The organism is Pseudonocardia sp. KRD291 (assembly GCF_019263595.1).
Lineage (GTDB): Bacteria > Actinomycetota > Actinomycetes > Mycobacteriales > Pseudonocardiaceae > Pseudonocardia.
Window position 1 is genome coordinate 1 of sequence record NZ_JADQDD010000176.1, and the last position, 12,967, is coordinate 12,967.

At 71.4% G+C, this 12,967-nt stretch carries 11 protein-coding genes; 4 read left to right on the forward strand and 7 right to left on the reverse strand.

The window, feature by feature from the left end; genetic code table 11:
* Positions 1-1,251, forward strand: a 1,251-nt coding sequence (locus I4I78_RS21520) for a macrolide family glycosyltransferase (protein WP_308252276.1), incomplete at its 5' end; no start/stop codon positions are given.
* Positions 1,252-1,365: 114 nt separating this feature from the next.
* Positions 1,366-2,784: an APC family permease gene (locus tag I4I78_RS21525; protein WP_218613263.1), complete on the forward strand. Its 1,419-nt coding sequence runs from the start codon at positions 1,366-1,368 to the stop codon at positions 2,782-2,784.
* Positions 2,785-2,796: 12 nt separating this feature from the next.
* Here the strand turns inward: I4I78_RS21525 and I4I78_RS21530 are convergent, their stop codons facing one another.
* The 6 genes from I4I78_RS21530 to I4I78_RS21555 form a co-directional block, all read right to left on the reverse strand.
* A complete protein-coding gene (locus tag I4I78_RS21530) occupies positions 2,797-3,627 on the reverse strand; it encodes a CoA ester lyase (RefSeq protein WP_218613264.1) in 831 nt (276 codons plus the stop codon).
* 43 nt (positions 3,628-3,670) lie between these two features.
* A complete protein-coding gene (locus I4I78_RS21535; RefSeq protein WP_218613265.1) occupies positions 3,671-4,234 on the reverse strand; it encodes a Uma2 family endonuclease in 564 nt (187 codons plus the stop codon).
* Between the two features lie 59 nt (positions 4,235-4,293).
* Entirely contained in the window at positions 4,294-4,764 is a 471-nt protein-coding gene (locus I4I78_RS21540; protein WP_308252277.1) for a MaoC family dehydratase, read from the reverse strand.
* Between the two features lie 101 nt (positions 4,765-4,865).
* Complete coding sequence (locus tag I4I78_RS21545; protein WP_218613266.1) at positions 4,866-6,794, reverse strand: AMP-binding protein; 1,929 nt, start codon at positions 6,792-6,794, stop codon at positions 4,866-4,868.
* Between the two features lie 24 nt (positions 6,795-6,818).
* A complete protein-coding gene (locus I4I78_RS21550; RefSeq protein ID WP_308252278.1) occupies positions 6,819-8,384 on the reverse strand; it encodes an acyl-CoA carboxylase subunit beta in 1,566 nt (521 codons plus the stop codon).
* Positions 8,381-9,535, reverse strand: a complete 1,155-nt coding sequence (locus I4I78_RS21555; protein ID WP_218613267.1) for an acyl-CoA dehydrogenase family protein — start codon at positions 9,533-9,535, stop codon at positions 8,381-8,383. Before I4I78_RS21555 ends, I4I78_RS21550 begins: the two co-directional genes overlap by 4 nt.
* A gap of 94 nt (positions 9,536-9,629) precedes the next feature.
* On the opposite strand from I4I78_RS21555, the gene I4I78_RS21560 reads away from it, so the two are divergent.
* Positions 9,630-10,232, forward strand: a complete 603-nt coding sequence (locus tag I4I78_RS21560; protein WP_218613268.1) for a TetR/AcrR family transcriptional regulator — start codon at positions 9,630-9,632, stop codon at positions 10,230-10,232.
* A gap of 264 nt (positions 10,233-10,496) precedes the next feature.
* Positions 10,497-11,897 carry a lipopolysaccharide biosynthesis protein gene (locus I4I78_RS21565; protein WP_218613269.1) on the forward strand — a complete coding sequence of 467 codons (1,401 nt, stop codon included), beginning with the start codon at positions 10,497-10,499 and terminating at the stop codon, positions 11,895-11,897.
* Positions 11,898-11,933: 36 nt separating this feature from the next.
* On the opposite strand, the gene rutA is transcribed toward I4I78_RS21565, so the two are convergent.
* A partial coding sequence (rutA, locus tag I4I78_RS21570; RefSeq protein ID WP_218613270.1) for a pyrimidine utilization protein A occupies positions 11,934-12,967 on the reverse strand: 1,034 nt, incomplete at its 5' end.

Consider the following 12,967-nt stretch of genomic DNA (forward strand, 5'->3'; position numbering starts at 1 on the left):
TCCACCGGCCCGGAGCCGTCGCCGTCCGGGCACACCCCGAGTCGCCGAGGGATCATGAGCAGGCACTTCGCGTTCGTCAGCATGCCCGCCCACGGCCACGTCAACCCGACGTTGCCGCTGGTCACCGAGCTGGTCCGGCGTGGGCACCGGGTCAGCTACGCCACCGGGGCGACCATGCTCGAGACGGTGCGGGCCGCCGGCGCGGACCCGGTCGAGGTCCCGTTCCGGATGCCGGACGGGCCACCCCCGATGACCGGTGACGCCCCTGCGGACCCGCAGGACACGGCACGGCGGATGCAGGCGTTCGCGACCTCGGTCGAGGACACGTTCCCGGTGCTGACCGAGCTGTTCGGGGCCGACCGGCCGGACGCCCTGTGCGGCGACGTGATGAGCCCGGTGACCGGTCTCGTCGCGCAGCAGCTGACGCTGCCCCACGTCGCACTGAACCCGTCGTTCGCCAACAACGAGCACTTCGACCTGCGCCGCGACGTCCTCGGCGACTCCCCCGCGGCGGCCGCGGCGAAGGAGGCGTTCGGCGCGCTCGGTGAACGGATCGCCACCTTCGCCCGCTCCCGCGGACTGCGCCACGACGCGAGCTCGTTCGGCGCGCCGGGCGAGCTGAACCTGGTGTTCATCCCCCGCGGGTTCCAGCCGGCCGGCGACACGTTCGACGACTCCTTCGTGTTCCTCGGGCCGTCGGTGCGGGGCCGCGGCGGCGACGCCGGCTGGGAGCCGCGCGACCCGGACGCACCCCTGCTGCTGGTCTCGCTGGGCACCGTGTTCAACGCCCGCCCGGACTTCTTCCGGCTCTGCGCCGACGCGTTCGGCGGGACCCGCTGGCAGGTCGTGATGGCGGTCGGCGACCGGATCGACCCGACCGGGATCGGCGATCTGCCGGACAACGTCGAGGTCCACGCACACGTCCCGCAGGTTCGGGTCCTCGAGCGGGCGGACGCGTTCGTCACCCACAACGGCATGAACTCGACGATGGAGGCCCTCTACCTCGGGGTGCCGCAGGTCGGGGTGCCACAGATGCCGGAGCAGGACATGAACGCCCGCCGCGTGCAGGAGCTCGGGTGCGGGCGCCGCCTCGACCCGGACACGATCGACGCGCGCACCCTCACCGAGACCGTCGACGCCGTCGCGGGCGACCCCGAGGTCCGCGCCGGCTGCGAACGCCTGTCCCGCGAGCTGCAGGCCGGCGACGGCCCCGCCGCCGGCGCGGACGCGCTGGAGAAACTGGTGTCGTAGAAGCCGCCCGGCGGCTCGACAGCCGGGGCCCCGCCGACCAGTGTGTACCGATCGTGACGAAGCGGTCGCCGGACCCCGGCGCCCACGCCCACGATCAGGGGGGAGCGGGAGAAGATGGCCGAACAGACCAGGTCGACCGGAGGCGACGTCCAGGACGGGCAGCCCGCACTCAGACGGGTGATGGGCCCGAAGCTGCTGTTGCTGTTCATCGTCGGCGACATCCTGGGCACCGGTATCTACGCGCTCACCGGGCAGGTGGCCGAGGAGGTCGGTGGCGCGGCGTGGCTGCCGTTCCTGGTCGCGTTCGCGGTCGCCATGGTGACCGCGTTCTCCTACCTGGAGCTGGTGACCAAGTACCCGCAGGCCGCGGGCGCGGCGCTGTACACACACAAGGCGTTCGGCGTGCACTTCCTGACGTTCATGGTCACGTTCGTCGTGATGAGCTCGGGCATCACCTCGGCCTCGACGGCCTCGCGGGCGTTCGCGTCGAACCTGAACGAGGGCTTCGGGCTCGATCTGGGCAACGGCGGGATCGTGCTGATCGCGCTGGGCTTCATGCTGCTGGTCGCGGCCGTGAACTTCCGCGGTGTCGGGGAGAGCGTCAAGCTCAACGTGGTGCTCACGATCGTCGAGCTCTCCGGGCTGCTGCTGGTGATCCTGATCGGGATCTACGCGATCGCCGGCGGGAACGCGGACTTCTCCCGGGTCGTCGCGTTCGACGCCCCCGAGGACAAGGGCGTGTTCCTGGCCGTCACCACGGCGACCTCGCTGGCGTTCTTCGCGATGGTCGGTTTCGAGGACTCGGTGAACATGGCCGAGGAGTGCCGCGAGCCGCGCCGGATCTTCCCGAAGATCATGATCACCGGTCTCTCGATCACCGGTGTGATCTACGTGCTGGTGGCGATCTGCTCGGTGGCACTGGTCCCGGTCGGGCCGCTGGCCGCGAGCGAGACGCCGCTGGTGGAGGTCGTGCGGGCGGGCGCTCCGGGGATCCCCGCCGACGTCGTCCTGCCGTTCATCTCGATGTTCGCGGTGGCGAACTCGGCGCTGATCAACATGCTGATGGCCAGCCGCCTGCTCTACGGCATGGCCAACCAGGCGGTGCTGCCCAAGGCGCTGGGCCGGGTACATCCGTTCCGCCGCACGCCGTGGGTCGCGATCATCTTCACGACGGTGATCTCGTTCGGCCTGATCACCTACGTCTCGCTCGGCGGCTCGGACGTGGTCTCGGTACTCGGCGGCACGACGTCGCTGCTCCTGCTCGCGGTGTTCACCGTGGTCAACGTCGCGGTGCTGGTGCTGCGCAAGGACCGGGTCGACGCCGACCACTTCCGCGCCCCGCCCGGCCTGCCGATCGTCGGGGCCCTGGCGTGTGCCTACCTGGTGCTGCCGTTCTCCGGCCGCGACGCCGAGCAGTACCAGGTGGCCGGCATCCTGGTCGTTCTCGGCGTGCTGCTCTGGGGCCTGACGGTGTTCCTCAACCGCCGCCTCGGGGTGGAGAAGGCGACCCTGGACCCGGCGAAGCTGGAGTAGACCGCGCTCCCGTCAGGTGGGGCGGCCGGCGCGGGCCAGGACGGCGCGGGCCAGGGTGAGGTGCACGGCGTCGACCATCTGGCCGTCGACCAGGCCGACGCCGGACTCCCCCGCCGCCAGGACCTTCTCCGCGTGCGCGACCTCGTCGTCGGTCGAGGTGAACACCTCGTGCGCGAGCGTGACCTGCGTCGGGTGCAGGCAGACCTTGCCGCGGTAGCCCAGCTCGAGGCCTTGGCGCGCGTCGGTGCTGAACGCCTCGGCGTCCTTGACCGCTGTGACGACCTGGTCCAGCGACGCCACCCCGGTCAGGCTCGCGGCCAGGGCGACCCGGCTGCGCGCGTAGAGCACCTCGAGCCCGCCCGCGGTGCGACGCCCGCCGATGTCGGCGATGTAGTCCTCGGCGCCGAAGTAGCAGGCCTCCGGTCCGGCCGCGAGCAGCTCCCGGGCGTCGGCCACGCCGAGCCCGCTCTCCAGCCCGGCGACGATCCGGGTCCCGGGCTCGAGTGCGTCACGCAGCGCGGTGAGCTGCGCGACGTGCTCGTACTTGGGCAGCAGGACGCCGTCGACGTGCCCGGCGGTGACCAGCGCCGCGAGGGCGGAGACGTCGTCGTCGTACCAGGGGGTGTCCGGCGCGTTGATCCGGATCAGCACCGCGTCCGCGCCGGGCCGCGACGCCGACAGCGTCTCCGCAGCGGTGACCCGGGCGCCCTCCTTCTCCGGCGGCGCGACGGCGTCCTCCCAGTCCAGGACGACGGCGTCGGGGCGCACGCGCTCCACCTTGGCCACCATGTCCGGACGGGTGGCGGGGACGAACAACAGGCTGCGCGGGACGAAGTCGGTCATGGGGAGGAGCCTGCCCGATGCACCGGCGAGGGTGCAGCGCGGATCAGCGACGGGTGAGGGACTCGAGGTCGAGCCGCACGGGGTTCCCGGCCACGGTGAGATCGAGGTTGCCGGTGGCCTCGCCGGCGAGCTCGTACTCGCCGTCCACGAGGACGTACGCGGTGAGGGTCGTCGGCGCGTCGAGGTCGACGATCCAGTACTGGCCGATGCCGGCGTCGGCGTACTCGGACGACTTCAGCACGCGGTCGACCCGGCGGGTTCCCTCGGAGAGCACCTCGACCACCAGCGACACGTCGTCGGCCCGGTACCGGGGCGGGTTGCCGTCGAAGACCGCGGTCGAGGTGACCGTGACGTCGGGGACACGGATGGTCAGCGGGGCATCGCTCAGCACGACCTCCACCTCGGCCAGCGCGATGAGCGAGGCCGGTAGTTGCGCCTTGAGGCCGTACGTCAACTCCGTGACCGCATTCTGGTGCCACGGAACCGGACGTGGAGACATCATCAGGACCCCTTCGGCCAGCTCGAGCCGGAGCCCGTTGTCCTCGGGCAACGCCTCCCAGTCCTCGAGCGTGAGCAGGTGCCGCGGCCACGACAGGGCTTCGGTCATCACGCCTCCCTCACCGTCGAAGCACAGGATGGCACGGGGCGCCGACATTCCAGCGAAGGTCAGGCCGGTCGCCGGTGCATCAGACCCGTGCGCCGGACCTTGCAGACCAGCTCGTCGCGCTGGTTGTGCGCCCGGTGCTCGATGACGACCAGTCCCGCGTCGGGCCGGGACTTCGACGCCCGCGACTCGACGACCTCGCTCTCCACCCGCACCGTGTCCCCGGCGAACACCGGCGCCGGGAACGCGATCCCGTCCAGGCCGAGCTGGGCGATGATCGTGCCCAGCGTCAGCTCCGGCACCGACAACCCGACCACCAGCGCGAGCGTGAACATGCTGTTGACCAGCGGCTTGCCGAACTCGGTGCGGGAGGCGTAGTCCGCGTCCAGGTGCAGCGGCGCCGGGTTCATGGTCATCGTGGTGAACAGGACGTTGTCGGTCTCGGTGACGGTGCGGCGCGTCGCGTGCTGCACGACCAGCCCGACCTCGAGGTCCTCGAACCACTTCCCGGACACGGCCCGGTCGTCGCTCACTGCCACTCCTCCACTGCCACGTGCTCCCATCTCCGACCGACGAGCGGCACGCCCGTCGGATCCTTTCCGACGAACGTGCCGCTCGCCGGGCCTGATGACCCTCAGCCGCCGCGGACGACGGTGGTGACGGCATCGAGTGCCGTCGGGTCCTCCATCGCGCTGGTGTCCCCGGTCGGTCCACCGTGCACGATCACATCACGCAGCAGTCGGCGCATGGTCTTGCCGGTGCGCGTCTTCGGCATCGACGGTGTGATGTGCACCGCGGCCAGGCGCGCGTAGCCGCCGATCTCGCCGGTGACCTGGGTGTCCAGCTCGGCCGCCAGGGTGGTCGGGTCGGCGCCCTCGGCGAGCGTCACGAACGCGATCGGCACCGTCCCCTTGGTCGCGTCCGGCACACCGACCACGGCCGCCTCGACGACGCCGGGGTGCGCGGTGACCACGGCCTCGATCTCCATCGTGGAGATCCGGTGCGCGGCCACGTTGATCACGTCGTCGGCCCGGCCGAGCACCCAGATGTGCCCGTCGTGGTCGAGCACGGCCTCGTCGTTGGTCGCGTACTTGCCGGGGAACCGGGAGAAGTAGGTGTCCAGGTAACGCTGGTGGTCGTCCCAGACGGTGCGGGCCAGGGTCGGGAACGGCGAGGTCAGCACCAGGTTCCCCTTCACACCGGGCGGGACCGGGTTGCCGTCGTCGTCGAGGATCTCGTAGGCGTGCCCGGGCACCGGGGTACCGACCGAGCCCGCCTTGAGGTCCTCGGCGCCGTAGACCGGGTAGGTCCAGGTGGAGCCGGTCTCGGTCTGGCCGTAGGCGTTGACCACCGGGACGTCCAGGGTGGAGCTCGCCCAGCCGAACGTGTCGCCGTCCAGCGGCTCGCCCTGCACGGTGATCAGCTTCAGCCCGGGCAGCGGGTGCGCGGCGGCCAGGTCGTCACCGAACTTGCGCAGCATCCGCAGCAGCGTCGGCGCGCAGAGCACCTTGGTGACCGCGTGCTTCTCGCAGACCTCGTAGAACCGGGCCGTGGTCGGGGTGTCCAGCGCGCCCTCGAAGCAGGCGATCGTCATCCCGCAGGCCAGCCCGCCGACCACGGCCTGGATCGGGAACGTCAGCCAGCCCACGTCGGCGGCCACCCAGTACACGTCCCCGGGCTCGTAGCCGGCCTGCCAGTGTGCGTTCGCCCAGGTCCCGAGCAGGAACCCGCCGACCGAGTGCACGACGCCCTTGGGCTTCGACTCGGTGCCCGAGGTGAAGATCAGGAACGACGGCTCGTTCGGGTCCAGCGGCACCGCGGGCGTCCCGGCGGCGCCGGCCTGCAGCACCGAGGCGTAGGAGTGCTCGCCCTCGACCAGCGGCACGGCATTGCCGGTGCGGTCCACGACGACCGTGGCCTGCACCGACGGCGTCCGGTCCCGCGCCGCGCGCAGGGTGGACAGCAGCTCGATCGGCTTGCCGCGGCGGTAGATCGCGTCCGCGACCACGACGACCTTCGCCCGCGCCGCCTGGATCCGGGACGCGACGGCCTCCTCGCCGAACCCGGAGAACAGCACCGTGTAGATCGCGCCGATCCGGTTGCAGGCGTGGATCGCGGTGAACGCCTCGACCAGGTTCGGCATGTAGATCGCGACCACGTCGCCCTTGGCCACGCCGAGCCCGAGCAGGCCCGCGGCGAGGCGGTTCACCTCGTCGGCGAGGTCGGCGTAGGTGAGCGTGCGGGAGTCGCCCGGCTCGCCCTCCCAGACGACGGCGGCGCGACCGGCCGTCGCGGGGTCCTCGGCCCAGCGGTCGACGCAGTTGTCCGCAACGTTGATCTTCCCGCCCTCGAAGAAGCGGAAGTCGTCGATCTCGCCGGAGCGCACGGTCGTCCACGGGGTGGACCAGCGCTGCTGCTGCGCGACCCACTCCCAGTAGGCGTCCGGGCCGTCCAGCGCGCGGGCCGCGGCCAGCGCCTCGACACGCTCGGGCACCCGCCAGTCCGCGCGGAGCGGCACGATCGGCGAGTCCAGCAGGGAGCTCAGGCTGTCGGTGTCGGACATCGTCGTCCTTTCGATCGTGCGCGGTTAGACGGGGCTGACGGGGTGGTGGCGGCGGCCGGGGGTGCGCGTCCAGCGGTCGGAGTCGACCATCCTGGCGGAGAGCTCGGTGCGCAGGTGCTCCGGCTCGACGACGGCGTCCACGACCAGGTCCGAGCCCATCCGCAGCAGGTTGATGTCGGCCTGCTGCTCGACGGTGCGGGCGGCGACGAACTCCGCCCGCTCGGCCGGGTCGGAGATCGCGGCGATCTTGTTGGCGTACACGGCGTTCACCGAGGCCTGCGCCCCCATCGGACCGATCGTGGCGGTGGGCAGGGCGAGCGTGGCGCGCGGCTCGAACCCGGGCGCGCACATCGCGTAGAAGCCCGCGGCGTAGGCCTTGCGCAGCACCACGGTGTACTTGGGCACCTCGGCCGAGGCCATCGCGACGATCATCTTGGCGCCGTGCCGGATGATCCCCTGGCGCTCGACCTCGACCCCGACCATGAAGCCGGGCACGTCCTGCAGGAACACCAGGGGGACGTTGAACGCGTCGCACAGCGAGATGAACCGGGCCGCCTTGTCCGCGGAGTCGACGAAGATCGCGCCGCTGCGCACGGCGGGCTGGTTGGCCACGATCCCGATCACGCGGCCGTCCAGGCGGGCGAAGCCGGTGACCAGCTCCTGCGCCCAGCGGGCCTTGATCTCGAAGAAGGTGCCCTCGTCGACCAGCCGGTCCACGACGTCGCGCACGTCGTAGGCGGTGTTCGGGTCGGTCGGGACCAGGTCGGCCCAGTCCTCGCGCTCGGGTTCGCGCGACGGCGCCGCGGCCGGCGGGGAGCGGAAGTCGTCGGGCAGGTAGGTCAGCAGCAGCCGGGCGGCCGCGACGGCCTCCCAGTCCTCGTCGAACACCTCGTCGCCGCAGCCGGAGACGCCGGCGTGCATCATCGCGCCGCCCATCTCCTCCAGCGTGGTCTTCTCGCCGGTGACCTTCTCCGCGACCCGGGGGCTGGCCAGGTACATCGAGGCGTTGCCGTCGACCATGCCGACCCAGTCGCAGAACGCCGGCATGTACGCCCCGCCGGCCGCGCTCGGGCCGTGCAGGCAGCACAGCTGCGGCACCCGGCCGGACAGCTTCACCTGCATCTGGAAGATCGCCGACGCCCCGCGACGGCCCGGGAAGAATCCCATCTGGTCGGTCAGCCGGCCACCGGCGGAGTCGACGAGGTAGACGACCGGGAGCAGGTCACGGTCCGCGCGCTCGAGGATCCGGATCTGCTTCTCGCAGGTCAGCTCGCCCCAGGACCCGGCCTTGACGGTGAAGTCGTGTGCGATCACCGCGACCGGGCGGCCCTCGACGCGTCCGACGCCGGTGATCACGCCGTCGGCCGGGAGCGCGGCGTCCATCGCGGTGGCCAGCAGGCCGTCCTCGACGAACGAGCCGGGGTCGAACAGCACCGCGAGGCGGTCGCGGACCGGGAGCTTGTCCGGCCAGCGGGCCGGGTCGCCGCCGGCGCGGGCGCGTTCCGCGGCGCGGGTGACGTCCTGCGCGGTCGGCGCGGCATCCGGGACCGGGACGTCCTCCGGCGCCGTCGTCACCGGCTCCGCCGTCACGAGCGCATCCCGCGGGTCATGATCTCCAGCTGGATCTCGTCGGTGCCGCCCCCGATCCGCAGGACCCGGACGTCGCGATAGTGCCGGGCCACCGGTGACTCGTCGAGGAACCCGGCACCACCGAAGAGCTGCACCGCGTCGTCGGCGACCCGGTTGGCCATCACCGCGGCCAGGTACTTGGCCCGGGCGACCGACTGACCGGCCTCCGGGTGACCGGCGTCCAGGCGCGCCGCGGCCTGGTAGGTGACCAGCCGCGCGGCCTCCAGCTCGATCTCCATCTCGGCGACCTTGTGCCGGATCGTCTGCAGCGCGGACAGCGGCGCGCCGAACGCCTCGCGCTCGGCGACGTAGCGCCGGGACAGGTCCAGGCACTCGGCGGCGTGCCCGATGCCCATCCCGGCCAGCGCGATCCGCTCCAGCTCGAAGCCGGCCATGATCTGGTAGAAGCCGCGGCCCTCGGCCCCGACGATGTCCTCGCGGGACACCTGCACCCCGTCCAGGACGACCTCGCGGGTGTCCGAGGAGTGCCAGCCCATCTTCTTCAGGGGCGTGGAGAACGAGAGGCCGGGCGCGCCGGCCTCCACCGCGAACAGCGTGATGCCGCGGCGCCCGGGCTCGCCGGTGCGGGCACCGACGACGAGCACGTCGGCCAGGCCGGCGTTGGTGATGAACATCTTGCGGCCGTCGAGGACCCAGTTGTCGTGGGTGGGGCCGTCGTCGGTCGCCTTCGCCCGGCTGGTGATGCCGGCGACGTCGGACCCGGTGCCCGGCTCGGTCACCGCGATCGCGGCCACCGCCTCACCGGAGGCGATGGCCGAGAGCCAGCGCTGCTTCTGCGCGTCGCTGCCGTAGCGGACCAGGTGGGTCCCGGCCATGTAGGCGCTGACCAGCGGGCTGATCGCGATCCCGCCACTGGCGCGGGCCAGCTCCTCGGACAGCAGCGCCACCGCGAGACTGTCGGCCTCGCTGCCGCCGAACTCGTCCGGCGTGCACAGGCCGAGGATCCCGGCCGCGCCGAACTGCGTCCACAGCTCCTGCGGGAACACGCCCGACGTCTCGGCCTCGTCCACCAGCGGACGAACCTGCTTGTCCACGAACGCGCGGCAGGTGGCCGCGAAATCCGCGTGCGCCTCGTCGAGCTCCCAGCTCATGTGGCCTCCAAAAAGTTATCGACCGACCGGGCGGTCGGGACCAGTAGAGTGACTGCGACCACGACCTGTCAAGGCCGGCCAGCGGAGGAGATGCATGAGCGCCCAGGTGCACACCAGTCGCGCGGACCGTCAGCGGGTGCGGGTGCTCGCCACGGCGGCGGAGATCTTCAGCCGGCGCGGGTTCCGGGCGACCTCGATGAACGAGATCGCGGCCGCGGTCGGTCTGTCCAAGCCGACGCTCTACCACTACTTCCGCAGCAAGGAGGAGCTGCTCGTGCGGCTCTACTCCGACGTGCTGGACGAGAGCCTGGCGCTGGCGCTGGAGGTCGTGGACTCCGAGCCGACGCCGCTGGAGGCGGTCCGCGAGCTGATCCGGTCGCGGGTCGTCTACACCTGCCGCCGGCAGGCGCTGCTCAAGGTGTGCTTCGAGGAGGAGCACGAGATCCCGGCCGATCTCGCCGACGGGCTCCTGCGCCGCCGCCGCGCGTTCGAGGACCTGTTCAGCGCGGCCCTGGACGCGCACCTGCGCGCGTACCCGGCGATCGAGATCGGGATGCCGCCGAAGGTGTGGGTGAACATGTGCCTGGGCGCCGCGAACTGGACCTACAAGTGGTTCCGCGAGTCCGGCGACTGCACCCCGGAGCAGCTCGGGGACCGGATCGCGGCCAGCCTGACCGCGGGCATCACCCCCGCCTGAGCACCGTCGTCCCGCGACGACTTATCGGACATTTTTCTTCTACTACCCGCAATAAGAGATCACACCATTTACTCACACGATCGAGTGATACTGCGATCTCGCCGCAACCCCAGGTCGGGGCGCCCCCGATACACGATTCGACACTGTTCGGGGACCCGCCGCCATTCGTCAGGGGGCGGCCGTCCCGCCCGTTCCCGCGTCGGCGATGCTGTCATCGTGGGCATTCGCGACAACGACCTCAGGGCGGCTGAGGACACACACCGCATGTGGTCCCCGTTCTCCCAGTCCACGCTGCCGATCCGCCTCCCGCAACAGAGCGGCGCGCTGCGGACGGCCGACAACCTCGTCCTCCCGCCGGCGGTCGGCGGCCCTCCCCTGCCCGAGGCGAAGGGACTGGCCGCGTGGAACGCCCCGGTGCACCGCGACGGGCTGGCGCTGGTGCTCAGCTCCGGGCTGAGCTCGGTGATCGGCCTCGGGTACTGGGTGCTGGTCGCCCGGCTGTTCTCCCCGGCCGAGGCCGGCATCAACTCCGCGGCGCTGGCGACGCTCTCGATGCTCGGCGGCATCGCACACCTGAACATGCAGAACGCGCTGCTGCGGTTCGTCCCGGTGGCGGGCCCGCGCTCGACCCGGCTGGTGACCGTCGGCTACGTGGTCGCGATCGTGGCCGCCGTGCTGATCGGGGCCGGGTTCGCCCTCGGTGCGCCGCTCTGGGCACCGGAGATGGTCGGGGTGGCCGGGCTCGGCGCGCTGGTCGTGTTCTTCGCGGTCGGCACGCCGCTGATGGCGCTGTTCGACGTGCAGGACAACCTGCTCACCGCACTGCACCGGGCGATGCTCGTACCGCTGGAGAACCTGATCTTCTCGGTGCTCAAGGTGGGGCTGCTGCTCGTCGCCGCGGTGCTCGTGGTCCCGGGCGGGATCGGGCTGTCCTGGATCCTGGCCACCGGCGTCGCGGTCGTCGTGATGACCGTGTGGATCTTCGCCTCGGTGCTGCCGGAGCACTCGGCCTCGACCCGCGAGACCGAGCCGGTGACCGTGCGCGGGATCGCCCACTTCGCCGGGACGGACTACGCGGGGTCGATCTTCTGGCACGCCGCGATCTACGGGCTGCCGCTGCTGGTGCTCGCCCGGCTCGGCGCGCCGGAGGCCGCGACCTACCAGATCGTCTGGACCATGACGATGGCGATCTACCTGGTCGTCACGGGCATGACCCAGTCGATGGTCGCCCACGCCGCGACCGACCCGGCGAGTGCCGACGCGGCCCGACGGTCCACCACCAGGCGCGCGCTGATGCTGACCGTGCCCGCGGTCGTCGTGCTGACGCTCGGCGCGTACCCGATCCTGTCGATCTTCGGCGAGCACTACACCGAGACCGGCACCGGCGCGCTCGTGCTGGCGTCGCTGTCCGCGCTGCCCAACATCGTCACGGCCTCGGCTCTGGCCGCGGCACGGGTGCAGCGCCGGATGCGGGTGCTCTTCGGCGTCCCGGCCGCGATCGCGACGATCGTGATCGGGATGTCCTGGGTGGTCGCGACGTGGTGGGGCCTGACCGGGGTGGGCCTGTCCTGGCTGGTCGGGCAGAGCGTCGTGGCCCTGGCACTGCTGGTACACGGTCGGATCAGGCACGGCAACGCCCTGGCCGCCGCGCCCGCCGCGGTCTGAGGATTCCCCGCGCGGCGGGCCGGCGACCGCGGCGCGTCAGCCGAGCAGCGGCTTCACCCGCGTCCCGAAGTCGTGCACGCCCTGCTCGAAGTCGTCGAAGGTGAACATCATTCCCTTGACGCCCTCCATGCCGGCGACCTGGTCGATCTGGCGGGCGACGGTCTCGTACGAGCCGACCAGGGTGGCCATGTTGAAGTTGACCGCCCCCTCCGGCAGGTTGATCGTCCGCGCGGTGCCGGATCCGTCCGCGGTGGCGTCCTTGCTGCCCTCGTCGGACATGTAGCCCAGCGCGCCGGCGTCCGCGCCCTCGTTGTAGGAGGCCCACTTGGCCTGCGCCTCCTCGTCGGTCTCGGCCATGATCGCCATGAACAGCGGCAGTGAGCCGACGTCGCGCCCGGAGGTCTCGGCGGCCTTGGCCAGCTTCTGCGTGGGCTCCCGGTAGACCTCCGGGTCGTTGACGCCGGGCGAGAGGATGAAGTTGTAGTCGCCGTACTCGGCGCAGAACTGCATGCCGCGGTCGGACTGCCCGGCACAGACGATGTTCACGTGGCTCGACGGGCGCGGGGAGAGCACGCAGTCGTCCATCTGGAAGTACTTCCCGTCCAGGTCGCAGCGACCCGTCTCCCAGAGGTCGCGCAGCACCTTCACGTACTCGGTCGAGTAGTCGTAGCGGTAGCCGAAGTAGTCGTCGCCGGGCCACAGGCCCATCTGCTCGTACTCGCCCTTGGCCCACCCGGAGACGATGTTCACGCCGAACCGGCCGGGCGCGATCGAGTCGATCGTCGAGGCCATCCGGGCGACCAGCGCAGGCGGCAGCGTCAGAACCGCGGTGGAGGCGTAGAGCTGGATCCGCTCGGTGACCGCGGCCAGTCCGGCCATCAGGGTGAACGACTCCAGGTTGTGGTCCCAGAACTCGGTCTTCCCGCCGAATCCGCGCAGCTTGATCATCGACAGGGCGAACGCGAAGCCCTGCGCCTCCGCCTCCTGCACCACGCGCTTGTTCAGGTCGAACGTCGGCTTGTACTGCGGGCTGTTCTCGGAGATCAGCCAGCCGTTGTTGCCGATCGGGA

Coding starts and splice junctions, on each gene's coding strand:
- I4I78_RS21525 (WP_218613263.1), top strand. CDS start 1,366: ATGGCCGAACAGACCAGGTCGACCGGAGGCGACGTCCAGGACGGGCAG.
- I4I78_RS21530 (WP_218613264.1), bottom strand. CDS start 3,627: ATGACCGACTTCGTCCCGCGCAGCCTGTTGTTCGTCCCCGCCACCCGT.
- I4I78_RS21535 (WP_218613265.1), bottom strand. CDS start 4,234: ATGACCGAAGCCCTGTCGTGGCCGCGGCACCTGCTCACGCTCGAGGAC.
- I4I78_RS21545 (WP_218613266.1), bottom strand. CDS start 6,794: ATGTCCGACACCGACAGCCTGAGCTCCCTGCTGGACTCGCCGATCGTG.
- I4I78_RS21555 (WP_218613267.1), bottom strand. CDS start 9,535: ATGAGCTGGGAGCTCGACGAGGCGCACGCGGATTTCGCGGCCACCTGC.
- I4I78_RS21560 (WP_218613268.1), top strand. CDS start 9,630: ATGAGCGCCCAGGTGCACACCAGTCGCGCGGACCGTCAGCGGGTGCGG.
- I4I78_RS21565 (WP_218613269.1), top strand. CDS start 10,497: ATGTGGTCCCCGTTCTCCCAGTCCACGCTGCCGATCCGCCTCCCGCAA.